This is a genomic window from Flavobacterium sp. IMCC34518 (assembly GCF_027111095.2).
Taxonomy (GTDB): Bacteria; Bacteroidota; Bacteroidia; order Flavobacteriales; family Flavobacteriaceae; genus Flavobacterium; species Flavobacterium praedii.
The window spans coordinates 767,516-785,422 of record NZ_CP114284.2; the positions used below are offsets into that span (position 1 = coordinate 767,516).

The window sequence follows — 17,907 nt, forward strand, 5'->3', positions numbered from 1 at the left end:
CAATCATGAAATACTTTTTATTATGTTTTGTTTTTTTTCACTCACTACTCTTTTCTCAAAATAGCATTAAAGTAGACAGTGTTTCATATTACTCGAAATTAGTTAATGAAAATACAAAAAACAATAATTATAAAGATGTTTTATTTTACACCCAAAAATCAATAAATTTTTGTAAAAAGAACCACAAAAAAGAAGCTGAATTCTTCCAAACTTTCAACTTAGGTAAAATTTATTTCGATCTAAACCTTTACAATGATGCGATTGAAGTATTCAACAAAAGCATTATTTTATTCAATAGCATTTCAACAAAACCTAACGAAAAAGTAGCCAATGCCTACTATTTTATGGGTTTATCTTATATCGAAAAAAAGAAATACAATTTAGCAGAAATCTGCATCCTCAAAACTGAAGAAATACAAAAGAAGTTAAAAATCAATGATCCTGGTGATAAAATTAATCTTCAAAAAGGAATAATTGCAAAATCTACAGGAAATATTACATTGGCACTATCCCTATTTAACGCTATTATTGCTAAGATCGAAAACAATAATTCAACAAATACAAAAGCAGAAGCCCTCTATCAAATAGGAACAATAGAAGCCTCAGGAAAAAGATATAATCTGGCTTTAAATTACTTTAATAAAGCGGCTGAATTAAACAATACCACTAAAAATCTTAATCAAAAATCAAATATTTTACTTGCTTTAAGTACTGTTTATGATAAATTACTTGACAAATCCTCTGCTTACAAATACTTAAAAAAACATCTAAATCTAAAAGAAAGCATTTTACTTGCTAATGATGAAAAGTTGGGCATTAATGATTATGAAATATTTAAAGAATCCCAACGAAAACAAGAAAAATTATTATTAGAAAGAGAAAATAGCGAAAAAGAAAAAGCAGATAAATTTTCTAAGCTTATTAGCATTCTAGCTATTGCAATCATTTCAATTTTGTCACTTTTGAGTTTGTCTCTGTACAAAAATAATATCATACGTAATCAAACCAATTCATTATTAAAAGAAAAAAACAATGAATTGATTGCCGCAAAAAATAGAGCCGAAGAAGCATCCAAAGCACGATCGGAGTTTCTATCAACAGTAAGTCACGAGTTGCGAACTCCATTGAATGCAATTAATGGAATTACACATTTACTGCTGGAAGAAAATCCAAAGAAAACCCAAATGCATTATTTATCGTCCTTGAAATTTTCAGGTAATTACCTAACGAACTTTATCAATGATATATTAGAAATAAACAAAATTGACTCTAATAAATTAGAGCTGGAGCATATTAATTTTAACCTCAAGCAGTTATTAGGAGACATCCAAAACTCACTCAAAGAAATAGCAATAGTAAATAACAATAAATTTATTCTGAAAATTGACACAGCCGTTCCTGAAAACTTAATTGGAGACCCTACAAAATTGTCTCAAATTTTCATGAATTTAATTAACAATGCATTAAAATTCACCAATAACGGAACAGTTAGCGTTATTGCAAGATTGAGAAGTTTTCAAAATGAAACTGCAACAATACATTTTCAAATCATTGATACAGGAATTGGAATTCCTGCAGACAAACTAAAAACTGTTTTTGAAAGTTTTTCTCAAGGATCAGTAGAAATCAACAGAAAATTTGGAGGGACAGGATTGGGACTTACTATTGTAAAAAAACTAGTTCGAATATTAGGTGGTCGGATAAGACTAAAAAGTGCCGTCGGAAAAGGTTCTGCTTTTTCTTTTGAATTGAATTTTAAAGTTGATAACAAACCGCTACCTAATACCGTTTTAACTAAAAATTACAATCCAGAAATATTTAAAAACAAAAAAATATTGGTGGTAGAAGACAACAAAATCAACCAAATGATCACTCAAAAAATGTTGTTGAATAAAGAAATATTTTGCACCATTCTAGACAATGGAGAGGATGCAATAGAATTGCTTAAAACAAATTCATTTGACATGGTACTAATGGACGTTCATTTATTAGGCATCAATGGTACTATTGCTACCCAACGCATTAGAGAATTTGATACCAAAACTCCAATAGTTGCATTAACAGCAATATCTTTAAATGAAAACCGAGAAATGTTACTCTCTTTTGGAATGACCGATGTAATTACTAAACCATTTGTACCCGAAGATTTTTATACTATACTCGCCAAAAACATTAGCAACACCAACTAGTCCCTACTAATCAATTCTTTGATAAGGCTGCGTAAATGAGGCTCAGCCCCTTTTGCAGCTTCCAAAACCTCATCGTGTGATATAGTAAGTATACTTTCTTCATCCCCCATGTCAGTAATGATTGAAACCCCAAAGGTTTCTAATTCCATATGGCGAGCAACAATTACTTCTGGAACAGTAGACATCCCTACACAATCTGCCCCTAAAATCTTCACCATTCTGTATTCTGATAAGGTTTCAAAAGTAGGCCCCTGAAGCCCTAAATACACCCCATCATGTACTTCTATATTTAATTCTAAAGCAATATTTTTAACCTTTTCTATCATTTCAACAGAGTAAGGCTGACTCATATTAACAAATCTTGGACCAAAACGTTCATCATTTTTACCTCTCAATGGATGCTCTGGCATAAAATTGATATGATCCTTGATAATCACAATCGAACCAACTTTATAATTTGGATTTACTCCGCCCGAAGCATTAGAGACTAATAATTTTTTGACTCCTAAATATTTCATCACCCGCACCGGAAAAGTCACTTCTTTCATAGAATACCCTTCGTAAAAATGAAAACGCCCTTGCATTGCTACTACTTTCTTGTTACCAATAGTACCAAAAACCAATGCTCCTTTGTGTCCTTGAACTGTCGAAACCGGAAAATTTGGAATTTCCTCATACGGTAAGGTAAATTCAATTGCAATATCTTTTGTAAATCCGCCTAATCCAGAACCTAAAATCACACCATATTCTGGAGTGAAATTTATTTTTTTAGAAATAAAACTAACGGTTTCTTGTACTTTGTCCCACATAATTTAAAATGATTTTATCAAAATTATCTCCCTCCGAAAGAAATGAACTTTTTATAGGTAAATAATAAAGCTGTTCGCTCAAAATACTTCCTTGTAAACGCACATAATCCTTTTCGGTTGTTACTATAATTTTATGGTTTGCTTTTATTTTAATTTCTTGTAATTCGCTTTCGCTAAAATGGTGATGATCTGAATATGTTAAACATACATCATTTTCTTGTTTCAAATGCCTAAAAAAGGATTGAGGCTTTGCTATTCCTGCTAAAAGTATTTTTTCAAGACCTATAATATCAGCTACTTTTAGTTCTTTATCCCCAGAAAAAACAACATCTTCATACTCAATAAAGGTAAAGAACAAACTTTGATTAGAAGAAAGATTAAGCTGTTTTTTAATTTTATTTTGCTCACTCAAGGAAAGATTTGACGGGCATTTTGTAACAATAACAATATCTGCCCTTTGCACTCCAATTCGACTCTCTCTTAAATTACCGGTAGGCAACATATAATCATCACAATACAAATCACCGTATGAAGTCAATAGAATATAGAAACCAGCTTTTACTTTTCGATGTTGAAAAGCATCATCCAATAAAATAACTTCGGGAGGATTTGATTGAGTTAATAATTGTTCGATTCCATTCTTTCTATTGGCATCTACAGCCACTTGAATAGTCGCAAATTTTTGATGATACTGAAAAGGTTCGTCCCCCAATTGCAATGCATCCGAAGATGAATTTGCCAATACAAAACCTTCTGATTTTCTTTTATAACCTCGACTCAAAGTAGCTACTTTATATTTTTCAGTAATCAACCGAATCAAATATTCGATTTGAGGTGTCTTTCCCGTACCACCCACACTAAGATTCCCCACGGCAATAACAGGTAAATCAAAGGAATAAGATTTTAGAATCCCAACATCAAAAAGAAAATTTCGAATACTCGTAATTAAGCCATATAAAACAGCAAAAGGGAACAGTACTTTTCGTAGTAAATTCATTTTACGAAAGTAAAACATTTTAAGCTAATACTAAAAAGTAATTACAAACCAAAGATTTCACAAAGCCAAAAAACATAAGAAATTAGATTTTAAAAAAAGCTATTCCATTTTTTAAAAATATCAAACCGAATCCTTTTTACGCTATATCTTTTTAACAAAAAAAGATACCTTCAATTAGGATTTAAACAAATAAACATACCTCATTTTATCATATTAATAAATCGATTTATCAACGATCATTTTTTTAACAAAATCATTCAATTCATTGATATTTAACCTTATTTTTGTTAAAAAACAATATTATTTAAAGCAAATAAAACAATAAGATAAATATAATTTAAAACTACAAAATGCAATAAAAAACCTCAAATCAGTTTAACCAACAATCTTCTTATTATGAAAAAAAACTACACTATTATTGGTATGCTATTATTGTTTGCAGGAACTATTCAAGCCCAAAAAAGTCAAATAAAATCAGCCGAAAAAGAAGTTAATAGCGGAAATCCCCAGGATGCACTAATCATACTCAAGAGCATTGAATATCAAGTTTACAATTCAAAAGATGAAGAAAAAGCACTTTTCTATTACGTTCAAGGAAATGCTTTGTTAGGATTGGCAAATAAAAATGTTGATGAAGGCAAAAATTTAACTTTAGCAGCGCAGTCATTCCAAGAAATAAATAAAGTGGAATCAGAGTCGGGGAAAACCAATTTTTATGGTCAAGCAAAAAGTACTTTCAAGAGTTTAAAAGAGAAATTAATAAAAAATGCAGTTTCTAATTCCCTACAAAAAAAACATATCGAAAGTGCTACTATGTTCTATGAAGCTTATCTACTAGACCAAAAAGATACAATTAATTTATACAATACTGCATGCGCCTTTGTAAATGGAAAAGATTTTATATCTGCTCTCAAACATTATGAAACGCTCAAATCGCTTAATTTTTCCGGAATAGGGAATTATTACTATGCCGTAAACAAAGCAACAAATATTGAAGAACGGTTTCTAAAAATGTATGACAGAGACAATTCTGTTAGTTCAGGAACACATGAAAAACCAAGAAACGTAATAGGAGTATCCAAAAGAGGTGAAATTTATAAAAATATAGCTTTAATCTATTTTCAAAATGGAGACAAATTGAAAGCCAAAAATGCGATTTTAGATGCACGAAATAAAAATCCTGAAGACAACTCTTTGGCTTTAGCCGAAGCCGAACTTTGCCTTGAATCAAAAGACTATGTTACCTATAAAAAATTAGTTGGAACCATATCAAAAAACAACCCAAATGATCTCGATTTATTATTTAATCTTGGAATCCTAAGCACCAAAGCAAATAACACAATTGAGGCCGAAAATTTCTATTTAAAAGCCATTGCTATTGCCCCAAAAGACACAAAATCTTATGTAAATTTATCTATTCTGAAACTGGAAAGTGTAAAACCAATAAACGAGGATATGGATAAATTAGGAACCTCTCCTGTAGAAATGAAAAAATACGATTTGTTAAAATCAAAAAAAGAAGAAATCTATAAAAGCACCATTCCATATCTCAAAAAAGTAATTGAAATAGACCCTAATGATATTGAAACTTCTCAAAGCCTTCTTAGTGTGTACAATGCATTGGAAATGACTACCGAATACAACGAATTAAAAGCAAAACTTTCGTAATAGTTAGCAGCATCTCAATCCAATAAATAAATTCTAAACATATTTTTGACTCAAAATAAGTTTTAGAAAAACAGAAAAATCAATATGAAATGAGCTGTTTCAATTTGAGATGCTTCTCAATATAATGAACCAAAAAATCGAACCCCTTAAACACAAGTCGAAAATCATTAAAAAACAACATCTAGAAACAATATTTTTCGATCGAAACTCATTTTTCGAAAATATAATATTTTATCTTTGAACGGAAATTTTTAAAAACACACGTATTCTAAATTCGTCCATAAATTTGGGCTATAAATTTGAGTACTGATAAATAAATACCCCAAAAAGATTAAAATAATGAGTACAATAAAAGAAATTCTGTCTACACTTGAAGAAATGGCTCCATTGGCTTATGCCGAAGATTTTGATAATGTAGGTTTAATAATAGGAGATGAAGAGGCCAAAGCAACTGGAGTTTTGGTTTGTCATGATGCACTTGAAAATGTAATCGATGAAGCCATTGCCAAAAAATGCAATTTGGTAGTTTCGTTCCATCCAATAGTATTTAATGGATTAAAGAAAATTACAGGGAAAAATTATGTAGAACGCGCCTTGCTCAAAGCCATAAAAAACGACATTGCTATTTATGCCGTTCATACTGCATTGGACAATCACCCGGAAGGAGTAAATAAAATATTCTGTGATACTCTAGGACTGATAAATACCCAAGTTTTAATTCCTAAACAAAATCATATCCGAAAATTAGTAACCTATACCATTAGAGACAATTCCGAGAAAGTTCGTAATGCTTTGTTTGAAGCTGGTGCAGGTAGTATTGGGAATTATGATAAATGCAGTTTCAATTCTGAAGGAATTTTTACCTACCAAGGAAACGAAAAAAGCGAACCCACCATTGGTGAAAGAGGGGTTATGTCTAGAGGGACTGAAACCAAAATAGAAGTGGTTTACGCCAAACACTTGGAAGCTAAAATCATAAAAGCATTAAGAGAAAATCACATTTATGAAGAAGTAGCTACCGAAATATACAATATGAAAAACACTTTTAATCATATTGGTTTAGGAATGATTGGAGAACTTGAAGAGCCAATGACTGAAAAAGATTTTCTTATTTATGCCAAAGACAAAATGAAAGCCAACGGTATTCGCCATTCAGCTTTTATAGGAAAAAAAATAAAAAAAGTAGCCGTATTGGGAGGATCTGGTAGTTTTGCCATAAAAAATGCAATTCAAGCAGGTGCCGATGCTTTTTTGACTGCTGATTTGAAATATCATCAGTATTATGAAGCCGAAAATCAACTTTTATTGGCCGATATTGGTCATTTTGAAAGCGAACGCTATACAAAAGAGTATATTGTTGATTATCTTAGAAAAAAAATCCCTAATTTTGCAATCATTTTATCGGAAGAAAATACAAATCCAGTTAAGTACTTATAGAATATGGCGAATACGAAAGAATTAAGTGTTGAGGACAAGTTAAGAGCAATTTACGATTTACAGCTAATTGACTCTAGAATTGACGAAATCAGAAACGTTAGAGGAGAACTTCCTTTAGAGGTTGAAGATTTAGAAGATGAAGTTGCTGGTTTAAGCACTCGTTCAGAGAAATTGAAAAGCGACCTCGAAGTAATCGAAAATCTCATCAAAGAGAAAAAGAATGCTATTGACGAGCACAAAGAAGCAGTCAAAAAATACACAAAACAACAAGAAAGCGTTCGCAACAACCGCGAATTCAACTCTTTGACCAAAGAAGTCGAATTTCAAGAATTAGAAATTCAACTGGCTGAAAAGCAAATCAAAGAAATGAAAGCTACAATCGAGCATAAAAAAGAAGTAATTGCTACTTCAAAAGAGAGATTAGAGTCTAAATCATCTCACTTGAAACACAAAAAATCAGAACTTGATGCTATCATGGCTGAAACTCAAAAAGAAGAAATCTTCTTAACTGAGAAATCTGCTGAATTTCAAGCATTAATTGAAGAACGTTTATTGGTAGCTTACAAAAGAATCAGAAGCAGTGTTCGTAATGGACTAGCAGTTGTTTCTATCGAAAGAGGTGCATCTGCAGGATCATTCTTCACTATTCCACCACAAACACAAGTAGAAATCGCATCTAGAAAGAAAATCTTAATTGATGAGCACTCTGGAAGAATTCTAGTAGACAGTGTACTGGCTGAAGAAGAAAGAGAGAAAATGGAACAACTGTTTTCTAAATTCTAAAAATAACTAAGCCTCGAATTTCGAGGCTTTTTTTATATCCCCTATTTTGAATCTAAAAAAAAGCTTCCGATTTCTTCTCGTCAAATCCGTTGGTCAATACATCAATCTGCTCAGTTTTGTATATCCAAAAAAGGCTTTACATTTATCCTATACCCTTTTCACAAACCCTAGAATTGGGCAACTTTCTGAAGACAAACTTCCAGAGATTCTGCAAAATACAATCAAAGAAACATTTCATCATAACGAAGACCGTTTTCAAACCTATACTTGGAAAGGAAACGACACCAAAATCCTTTTGGTTCACGGCTGGGAAAGCAATTCGGCTCGTTGGGAGAAAACCCTGCCTCATCTTCAAAAATCAGGAAGTACCATCATAGCCATAGATGCTCCAGCACACGGACAAAGTAGTGGCAAGGAATTCAACGTTCCTCGGTATACCGAATTCATCAACAAAGCTGTCGAAAAATACAAACCCAGCATTATCATTGGTCATTCCATTGGTGGAGCTGCTTGTGTCTATCATCAATATTTACATCCAGAAACCAGTATTCAAAAAATGGTTATTCTCGGCGCACCTTCGGATTTAAAAACACTTATCCAAAATTACATCAACATGTTGAGTTTAAACAAAAAGATGTTCTCACTTTTGGAAAAACGTTATTTAGAAAATTTTAAAATCAAATTAGAGGATTTCTCTGGAGGAAAATTTGCCAAACACATACAAATTGAAGGAATCATTGCTCATGACACTACCGACACCATAGTCAATTACAAAGAAGGTGAAAAAATAGCCAATGGTTGGAAAAAAGGAAAATTCATAACCACCAAAAATTTAGGGCATTCCATGCACGACGATACATTATATCAAGAAATATATCAATTTTTGTTTGAAGCAGAAAAATAGGCTTATTTGTTAGTATGGGTTCCCGCTATCCCCTATATCTTTTTTTTAAGCCAGGGTAAAAAAAACCCTGACTTAAAAAAAAGGATGCCGTTTCTATCGGGGCTAAAAGGTGATACTATTTTAGTTTCAGGAAATATTCTAAAAAGTCTAATAATCTAACAATCCAAGAAGTCTAAAAAAAGACTAATTTTGCACTATGGAAGAAAATCTAAAACGCCTCAACAAATTCATAGGAGAAACGGGCTATTGCTCCCGTCGTGAGGCCGATAAAATTATCGAAGAAGGTCGTGTAACCATCAATGGCATCGTGCCAGAACTGGGAACTAAAGTTTCACCAGATGACGAAGTGCGCATAGACGGAAAATTAATCCGTGAGAAAAACGAAAAACCCGTTTATTTGGCATTCTACAAACCCGTAGGAATAGAGTGTACCACCAATCTCGAAGTTCGCAACAACATTGTAGATTATATCAATTACCCAAAACGAATTTTCCCCATAGGAAGATTGGACAAAGCCAGTGAAGGTTTAATTTTCATGACCAATGATGGTGATATTGTCAACAAAATATTGCGTGCCAGAAACAATCACGAAAAAGAATATACCGTAACAGTAAACAAACCCATAACCGATCGTTTTATAGAACGAATGGGCAATGGTGTACCAATTCTAGACACCGTAACCCGAAAATGCAAAGTAGAACAAATCAGCAAATACATTTTCAAAATTATTTTGACTCAAGGATTAAATCGTCAAATTCGTAGAATGTGCGAATATTTAGGCTATGAAGTTACCGCCTTGAAACGCATCCGAATCATTAATATTTCACTTGATGTGCCAGTAGGCCGTTATCGTGATTTAACCGATGCCGAAATAAAAGAGCTCAATGAATTGATTGAACCTTCTAGCAAAACCGAAGAAGCCAGTTTGCCTAAAACAGAAACTCCAAAACGAAGAACTGAATTTATAAAAAGAGATGATCCTCGATTTAAGAAAAGAGGAGATTATTAAACCCTAAAAAAAAGCCGTTTCATTAAAATGAAACGGCTTTTCTTTTATCAAAACCATCTTTTTCTTTTGAATAGAAAAACTCCAAACATAGAAAGTAATACCGATACAAGTATGACAATTGGCATGCCAAACTTATTATCTTCAAGATTATTAGGAACATTCATTCCATACAAACTGGCAATTACCGTAGGAATCATCAAGATAATAGAAATAGAAGTCATCTGCTTCATTATGGAATTCAAATTATTAGAAATAACGGAAGCATAAGCATCCATCATTCCTGTCAAGATATCACTATAAATATTCGTTGTTTCCTGGGCTTGACGCAACTCAATCTCAACATCTTCTAATAGATCAAGATCATAAGAATCTCTTTGGGATTTAACATTCTTGATTCTATGGAGTAATATATCATTTCCTTTCAAGGATGTCATAAAGAACACCAAACATTTTTCTATTTGAAGCAGCGCTTGTAATTCTTCATTCTTGATGGATTCCTCTAAGTTATCTTCGGCTAATTTTATTTTTTGATTGACTTGCTTTAAATATTTCAAATACCAAACACTTGATGACAAGAGCAATTTCAAAACCAAATCAAAATAATCTTTAATATCATTATTTTTGCGTTGCGTGTAAATCACAAAATCTGTTAACATTTCTGTTTTATGAAAACTGATCGTAACACAAACTTCTCCCTTAAAAACAACTCCAACGGGAATTGTATTAAAAGGTAATTTAACATTATCGGTACTTATTGGGATTCTAATAATAATTAATGTCCAACCGTTCTCTACTTCTATTCGGGGTCTTTCATCAATATCCTCTATGTCATTGTAGAATTCTTCTGGAACGTTCAGTTCTTCTAGGAGGTATTTTTTCTCTTCTTCTGTTGGACATTCAACATTGATCCAGCAGTTTGGAGTCCACTCCTGAGACTCGATTAATCCGTTATTGTTTTTGTAAAAAGCTTTCATTTCAAAATTCTATAGGTTAAGTTATAGCATCTTGAATGTTTTTCAAGTGCTTTATTCTTTCAATTTTTCCGAATAATAATCGTCCATGGGGTTGTTTATTGTAAGTTTCGCAAAAGTATTCTTTATATTTTAAAAAAATCAATAAGTTGTAAAATTATTACAGTCATTTGTTGTTATTTTTTCATAAAAGCGTCCATTCACTTTATTTACAGAATAATATTTTACAGCAATAGCAAAAAAAAAGAGACTGCTATTAACAGTCTCTTAGCTATTTACAAGTATTTAAACTACATAGTAAAAGGAAAAACAATTCCGTTTTGAGTATAAGTTCCATTAGTATTACATTCTCCATTGCCATAATCAATTGTACCGTTTAATAATGTACTTTGAACTTTTATCTTTCCTTTGGAAATATATTGACAGGAGAAATTTTTCACTAATGGCTCGATAACTGTTAAAGTCAAAGTAGCTCCATTTTGTTTCGTTACAGTTTGAGTTCCTTCAATCATTTCAAAACTATTATCATCAAGAATTGGTGTTGATACCCCTTCAGTTTGTTTAACAGTATGATTTCCAGAGTTAAGATATGAATTGCCGTTAGTATCTGTGAATTTTCCTCCAATAACAGTTCTGGTCCATTGAGGAATAGTAGTCATAGTTGTATTCTTGTATTCTATTTTCCCTTCAACTTTATTACCATTTACAAAATAATTCACTCTTTCTACAGTCATTGTACTACCCGTTTCTGTGATAAAATTCGAGAAAGTTATTTTTAATTTTCCTTTTCTTGTAATGTTATTTGTCGTGCAACCTGTTCCAAAATCCACATAAAATATTTTAGGAAAAGTAGCTGTTTGTGGATCCATTGTTACTATTGCACATGTACCTACTAAAGATTTTCCTGTTCTTTTTGCCGTTAAGTTTTCAAAAGACACTTGATTTCCGGTTTGAATATCTAATTCGTTTATTACATCAATTGAAGCGGATGCCACAACAGGACTATTGTCTGTCGCCCCTAATGTATCTTCTTTTGAACAAGAAAGAAAAAGTGAACTAGAAAAAGTAAATACCGTTAATAAAAGAAAGCTTTTTTTCATAAATTTTAATTTAGTTAGGTTGATAGTTTGGGATTGCAAACATATTAAAATTCATGAATACTTGATTGAAAACAATGTTAAATATAATAGGAATCATTCCTAAATCCTTATTTTAAAAATAATCATCTTATAACAAAATAAAAATATCATCCCTGCTATTGAGTATTAAACTTAAGTTTAATGCGATTTGAAATAATTTGAAACGTTTGGTAATTCCGCTAAGTCAAGTTCCAATTCTGTTGTGCCATAATCGACGAATGCACCAACTGTAAACGAGCCATAGGAATAAAAATTAAGTTCGGCTGTTTGATTCGCTACTTTTACTATTCGAAAAGGAGGTTCTCCAAAAGTATTATGAAGTGCAAAAAGAATCAAATCATCATTTTTCAATGGATTGTTTTCTGGATCTGTTGATACTACTTGTATTTTTATTTTGAACAATCCTTTGGCTTCTTCGGTAACATTTGCTTTTAACTCTCGTTCATTGTTAATAGGATTGGATTTCCATTGTCCTTTTTGAGGATCACTGTTATTTGTTATTAGCCCTTTCTTTAGTTTTAAATTTGCTTCGTTAAGCATTTTTTCAATGTTATGCTCAAGATTTCCTTTGTCTTTTATGTTTTTTCTAGAGCCCATTAAATTAATGACACTTTGAACATCTGTTTCTGAAATTATAGGGTCATTAACTTTTTTAAGCAATGTTTTTGTCAACTGAACCTTATCCTGTATATCACTTTTAATTTTTACTATTTCTTTCTCTTTTTGTTCATTTTCATTTTTGGCTTCTAAAGCTTCACTTCTAGCCATTTCTAATTTTTTCTCTAACAAATTATCGTCAGCATACTTATATTTATTAGAAAGCACCAATCGCATATAATTATAACCAATATATAATCCTAGAAAACTAAAATAGACAACTATTCCTATTGAATAAATATTTACTAATTGATTATCATATTTTGAAGAGGCTCTCACATACTCCCCTAATGATATTAAGAAATCTGGAATTTCTTTTAAATTGACCAACCCAAGTCCCACAATTATCTTTGTTAACCAATCTGATATTTCTACAAGACTATTATTTAGGGAATAATCGCTTTCTTTGATATTATTCCTTTTGGGCATACCAAATAAAGTACCCGTAAAAAACGAACTTATAAATGCGGCTATCCCTATAATTAATCCGATAAATAAAATTCTGCCACCCATTTCAGGAATAGTGATTGGAAACCCAATAACTGGAACTAATCCTGTAAAAAAACCAATATACAAGGTGAATAAAACAGATGCTTCAGCTTCTTTTATTGCCTTTTTATCTTTCTTTTCTTCCAATTCTATTTGACTTTTGTTTTCAGCTAAGCTCATAAGTCTAGATGTTTTAGTTATTTTTAAAGGGAATACTACAAAATGGTATAATTCCTTAAAGTTATAAAAAATATCAACACGACTCACGGAGATAAACACCTGTATTTTAGATTTTTAATACTTCATAATATTACAAAATGCAATAACCTAAAAAAAAAGCCTGCCAGTTTTCACTAGCAGGCTTATGAATATTGATAATTGCCTAAGTTTTTATTTTTATAAAAAATTAAAATTATTTTATCAGTTCAAAACTTCTTTTAACAAAAGCAGTTAAAGCTTCTCCTTTTAAAAGGTTTTGAGATAATTTGGCCAAATCCAAAGCTTGTTTTACTAAGTTCTCTTGTGCTGACTTGTCTTTGTTGTTCAAAATATTTGTTGCCAAATCAGAGTTAGTGTTAACCACTAAATTGTACATTTCAGGCATATTCCCCATTCCGAACATTCCGCCACCACCAGATTGACTCATTTCTTTCATTCTACGCATAAATTCAGGTTGCGTAATGATGAATGGAGCTGCATCACTATCCAATGCTTCAAGTTGTACCGTATAAGTTTGTTTTGGAACGATGGTTTCAAGAACTGTTTTCAAACTTTCTTTTTCTTCGTCTGATAATTTAGAAATGGCAGCGTCTTCTTTCTTAATTAAATTGTCAATATGGTCAGAATCGACACGAACGAAATGCAAACCACTATTATCACCTTCAATTTTTTGAATTAAATGTGAAATAATAGGAGAATCCAGAAGTAACACTTCATATCCTTTGTCTTTTGCAATTTCAATATAAGAGTGTTGTGCTTCTTTATTTCCAGCATAAAGCACAACTAGTTTTCCGTCTTTATCCGTTTGTTTTTCTTTTAAAGCTTCTTTTAATTCTTCAAGAGTATAATATTTGTCGTCTACTGTTGGGTATAAAACAAAAGCCCCTGCTTTTTCATAAAATTTATCCTCAGAAAGCATTCCGTATTCCAGAACGATTTTGATGTCATTCCACTTTTGTTCAAAATCTTCTCTATTTTCATTGAATAAAGACTTCAATTTGTCAGCAACTTTACGAGTGATATAGTTGGATATTTTCTTCACAGCACCATCTGCCTGTAACCCTGAACGAGAAACATTCAAAGGAATGTCTGGAGAGTCAACAACACCGCGAAGCATCATCAAAAATTCAGGTACAATTCCTTCTACATTATCCGTAACATATACTTGATTTTGGTACAATTGAATTTTATCTTTCTGAATTTGTAAGTCAGAACCCAATTTTGGAAAATATAAAATACCCGTTAAGTTAAAAGGATAATCAACATTTAGGTGGATATGAAACAATGGTTCTTCAAACTGCATTGGATACATTTCACGGTAGAAATTCTTGTAATCTTCATCAGTCAATTCTGTTGGTTGTTTGGTCCAAGCAGGATTAGGATTATTGATGATATTGTCGACTTCTACTTCTGTAAAAGTATTTTCTTTGTCTTCAGACTCAACAAATTCACCTTTCTTTTGTTCGATTTTTTCCTTTTTTGTTCCAAATTTAATTGGAATAGGCATGAACTTATTGTATTTGTTCAACAAGCCTGAAATTTTAAATTCTTCTAAGAATTCAAGAGAATCTTCAGCAATGTGCAAGATGATTTCAGTTCCTCTTGTAGTTTTGTCTGCTGGTTCCAATGTAAATTCTGGGCTTCCATCGCAAGTCCAGTGTGCTGCCGGTTCGTCTTTGTATGATTTGGTGATGATTTCTACTTTCTCTGAAACCATAAAAGCAGAATAAAAACCAAGGCCAAAATGACCTATAATTCCTGAATCTTTAGCAGAATCTTTATACTTGTCCAAGAATTCTTCGGCACCAGAAAACGCAACCTGATTGATGTATTTTTCAACTTCATCGGCTGTCATACCAAGCCCTTGGTCAATGATGTGGATTTTTTTTCCTTCTTTATCAATTTTAACTTCAATAATCGGAGTCCCATATTCAACTTTGGCTTCACCAATACTGGTTAGGTGTTTTAATTTTAAAGTCGCATCGGTTCCATTTGAAATCAATTCACGCAAGAAAATCTCGTGATCACTGTATAAGAATTTTTTGATTAAGGGAAAGATGTTTTCAACCGAAACATTAATTTTACCTGTTGTCATATTTTAAATTTTTAAAGGTTTTACAATCTGTTAATTTACTTTCAAATAGAGTACCAATTGCAATTGAAGTGACAAATTGTCGCAAGTAAATTATATAAAACAAAAAAAATATTTCAATCAAATTGATATGTATCTTTGTAGGTGTATTAATTTAAAAATTAAAAAAAATGAAGAAAATTCTATTACTATGTGTAATTACTGTCATGGTATTTGCATGTAAATCTGCGTCAACAGCCCCAGCTACCACAGAGCCAGTATCAAATGCTCCTATGACCAAATTAGATAAAGCTTCTCAAGTTGGAATAAAAGGAAATTGGCAAATTACCAATGTTATTTATCCAGGTTCAGATTACATTAAGGTAAATTCCTTTAATCTAGCCGATTCCAAATGCTTTATTGGAAGTACTTGGAATTTTATTTCGAATAACAATAAAGGCACAATGACTTTGAACAATCCAAATTGTACTGGTTTCACTTCTGCCATTACTTGGTACATCAACAAAGAAGGTCAATTTGTTCTTAAAATTTTGGATGAAGGATTAAAGTCAAAAAAGGTTAAAACAGGTTTTGTATTGGGAGTTAAAAATCAAACGGAGAATTCTTTTGAGTTGATTGACAAAATAAATGTTGGCAGCAATCCTACCGATGTTGTATATCAATTTCAGAGAATTAATTAATTTAAAGTAAAGTAATTATGAGAAGAATAGCAATTTTAGGGTTAAGTAGTTTATTAGTATTAAGTATGTTTTTTACAAGTTGTGATTCTGTAAAAAATGCTAATAATACTCAAAAAGGAGTAGGAATAGGTGCCGTTGCGGGAGGAATTCTTGGAGCTGTACTGGGAAATAATTTAGGAAAAGGTGGTAACGCCGCATTAGGAGCTGCAATTGGAGCTGCTGTTGGTGGCGGAACAGGAGCTTTGATAGGTAATAGTATGGATAAACAAGCAAGAGAAATTGATCAAGCCTTGCCTGGTGCCGATGTAGAAAGAGTTGGCGAAGGAATTCATTTGGTTTTGAATGAAAATGCAGTTCGTTTTGATGTTAATAAATCTACATTGACAACTCAAGCACAAGCAAACTTAGACAAATTAGTACCTGTTTTTAATTCATATGCGGATACCAATATCGAAATTTTTGGTTACACAGATAATACGGGAAAACCAGAATACAATTTGACTCTTTCACAAAAAAGAGCCGAATCAGTAAAGACTTATTTAGTATCAAAAGGATTAGCGGAAAGCCGTTTCAAAACATCTGGTTATGGAATTGCAGATCCAATTGCAAGTAATGACACCAAAGAAGGTCAAAGTCAAAACCGTAGAGTCGAATTTGCCATTACAGCAAATGCAAAAATGGTTGAAGATGCCAAAAAGAAACAATAGTTTTTTAATCCCTATTTGTTCAAAAAAACTGCTTTATTTATGAAGCAGTTTTTTTTTGGATATAAATGAATTATCAACAATTTTTTTTTAGTAAAGGAACTATATTTGTTCTCTCAAATTTTAATGTCAAAGAATGCTTCAAGTTCAAAATATTTCATTCGGGTATACCGAAAAAATCATTATTCAAAATGTAGATTTCACAGTTGCAAAAGGACAGAATATAGCTGTTCTTGGAGAAAGCGGTTGTGGAAAAAGCACTCTTTTAAAACTGATTTATGGCATGTATGACTTAAATCAAGGGCATATTTTTTATAATGAAACCGAGATTCGTGGACCAAAATATAATTTAATTCCAGGAATGCCATTTATGAAATATTTGGCACAGGATTTTGATTTGATGCCTTATGAAACAGTAGCCGAAAATGTAGGTAAATTTCTCTCCAATGGTTTTTTGCCTTTAAAAAAACTGCGTATTCAAGAATTATTAGAAATGGTCGAAATGACTGAATTTGCTAATGTAAAAGCAAAATTACTCAGTGGTGGTCAACAACAACGAGTGGCTTTGGCTAGAGTTTTAGCTCTCGAACCCGAAGTATTATTACTAGACGAACCTTTTAGCCATATTGATAATTTTAGAAAAAATGCATTACGTAGAAATCTTTTTGCTTATTTAAAGAAAAAAAAAATTACTTGTTTTATAGCCACTCACGATAGTACCGATGCCCTTTCCTTCTCTGATGAAACAATTGTTTTGTATCAAGGAAGAATTATGGAAAAAGGACCTTCAGCAGAAGTGTATAATTATCCTTTGAATAAATATGTTGCCTCTCTTTTTGGCGAAGTAAATGAATTAAAATTATCCCAATTAATGCCAATAGAAGGAGAAGATGAAATCATTTTATTGTATCCACATCAACTAAAAGTAGATCCTAATGGTTCATTACAAGTAATAGTAAAAGAATCTTTTTTTAAAGGAAGTCGTTTTTTAATCAAAGCTGTTTTTGACAGGAAAGTGATTTTCTTTGAGCATGAATCTGCTATAGAAGTAAATCAAGAAGTGATCTTGAAAATTATCTGACATTTTGATCCCTAATTAGTAAAACAACTTAAAATTTTTTAACGTTAGAATTACTGATGTCTAAAAAATTACTATATTG

General features: G+C 31.7%; 15 protein-coding genes. 9 read left to right on the top strand and 6 right to left on the bottom strand.

What is annotated here, in order from left to right:
• Positions 1–5: 5 nt before the first annotated feature.
• Complete coding sequence (locus OZP06_RS03355; protein ID WP_281324229.1) at positions 6–2,189, top strand: ATP-binding protein; 2,184 nt, start codon at positions 6–8, stop codon at positions 2,187–2,189.
• Here the strand turns inward: OZP06_RS03355 and OZP06_RS03360 are convergent.
• Together OZP06_RS03360 and lpxK are read right to left on the bottom strand one after the other, a co-directional pair.
• Positions 2,186–2,998 carry a purine-nucleoside phosphorylase gene (locus tag OZP06_RS03360; RefSeq protein WP_269223681.1) on the bottom strand — a complete coding sequence of 271 codons (813 nt, stop codon included), beginning with the start codon at positions 2,996–2,998 and terminating at the stop codon, positions 2,186–2,188. The genes OZP06_RS03355 and OZP06_RS03360 overlap by 4 nt on opposite strands.
• Positions 2,970–3,995, bottom strand: a complete 1,026-nt coding sequence (lpxK, locus tag OZP06_RS03365; protein ID WP_269223682.1) for a tetraacyldisaccharide 4'-kinase — start codon at positions 3,993–3,995, stop codon at positions 2,970–2,972. Before lpxK ends, OZP06_RS03360 begins: the two co-directional genes overlap by 29 nt.
• A gap of 396 nt (positions 3,996–4,391) precedes the next feature.
• On the opposite strand from lpxK, the gene OZP06_RS03370 reads away from it, so the two are divergent.
• From OZP06_RS03370 to rluF, 5 genes are all read left to right on the top strand, one after another.
• On the top strand, positions 4,392–5,663 hold the full coding sequence (locus OZP06_RS03370; protein WP_269223683.1) for a hypothetical protein: 1,272 nt from the start codon (positions 4,392–4,394) through the stop codon (positions 5,661–5,663).
• Positions 5,664–6,002: 339 nt separating this feature from the next.
• Positions 6,003–7,100, top strand: a complete 1,098-nt coding sequence (locus OZP06_RS03375) for a Nif3-like dinuclear metal center hexameric protein (protein ID WP_281238944.1) — start codon at positions 6,003–6,005, stop codon at positions 7,098–7,100.
• A gap of 3 nt (positions 7,101–7,103) precedes the next feature.
• Entirely contained in the window at positions 7,104–7,883 is a 780-nt protein-coding gene (locus tag OZP06_RS03380; protein WP_269223684.1) for a hypothetical protein, read from the top strand.
• Positions 7,884–7,929: 46 nt separating this feature from the next.
• Complete coding sequence (locus OZP06_RS03385) at positions 7,930–8,787, top strand: alpha/beta fold hydrolase (protein WP_281238943.1); 858 nt, start codon at positions 7,930–7,932, stop codon at positions 8,785–8,787.
• 196 nt (positions 8,788–8,983) lie between these two features.
• Positions 8,984–9,796, top strand: coding sequence for a 23S rRNA pseudouridine(2604) synthase RluF (gene rluF / locus OZP06_RS03390; protein WP_281238942.1), 813 nt, complete (start codon positions 8,984–8,986; stop codon positions 9,794–9,796).
• Positions 9,797–9,843: 47 nt separating this feature from the next.
• Here rluF and OZP06_RS03395 read toward each other — a convergent pair whose 3' ends face one another.
• From OZP06_RS03395 to htpG, 4 genes are all read right to left on the bottom strand, one after another.
• Positions 9,844–10,770 carry a magnesium transporter CorA family protein gene (locus tag OZP06_RS03395; RefSeq protein ID WP_269223685.1) on the bottom strand — a complete coding sequence of 309 codons (927 nt, stop codon included), beginning with the start codon at positions 10,768–10,770 and terminating at the stop codon, positions 9,844–9,846.
• A gap of 287 nt (positions 10,771–11,057) precedes the next feature.
• Positions 11,058–11,867, bottom strand: a complete 810-nt coding sequence (locus OZP06_RS03400) for a hypothetical protein (protein WP_269223686.1) — start codon at positions 11,865–11,867, stop codon at positions 11,058–11,060.
• A gap of 177 nt (positions 11,868–12,044) precedes the next feature.
• Positions 12,045–13,232 (bottom strand): pYEATS domain-containing protein, encoded by a 1,188-nt coding sequence (locus tag OZP06_RS03405; RefSeq protein ID WP_269223687.1) that lies wholly within the window; start codon positions 13,230–13,232, stop codon positions 12,045–12,047.
• Between the two features lie 232 nt (positions 13,233–13,464).
• Positions 13,465–15,366, bottom strand: a complete 1,902-nt coding sequence (htpG, locus tag OZP06_RS03410; protein ID WP_281324230.1) for a molecular chaperone HtpG — start codon at positions 15,364–15,366, stop codon at positions 13,465–13,467.
• 167 nt (positions 15,367–15,533) lie between these two features.
• Between htpG and OZP06_RS03415 the strand changes: the two genes are divergently transcribed.
• The 3 genes from OZP06_RS03415 (at position 15,534) to OZP06_RS03425 (ending at position 17,828) form a co-directional block, all read left to right on the top strand.
• Positions 15,534–16,043 (top strand): lipocalin family protein, encoded by a 510-nt coding sequence (locus tag OZP06_RS03415; protein ID WP_269223688.1) that lies wholly within the window; start codon positions 15,534–15,536, stop codon positions 16,041–16,043.
• A gap of 17 nt (positions 16,044–16,060) precedes the next feature.
• A complete protein-coding gene (locus tag OZP06_RS03420; protein WP_269223689.1) occupies positions 16,061–16,750 on the top strand; it encodes an OmpA family protein in 690 nt (229 codons plus the stop codon).
• 133 nt (positions 16,751–16,883) lie between these two features.
• Positions 16,884–17,828 carry an ABC transporter ATP-binding protein gene (locus tag OZP06_RS03425; RefSeq protein ID WP_281238939.1) on the top strand — a complete coding sequence of 315 codons (945 nt, stop codon included), beginning with the start codon at positions 16,884–16,886 and terminating at the stop codon, positions 17,826–17,828.
• The last annotated feature ends 79 nt before the right edge of the window (positions 17,829–17,907 follow it).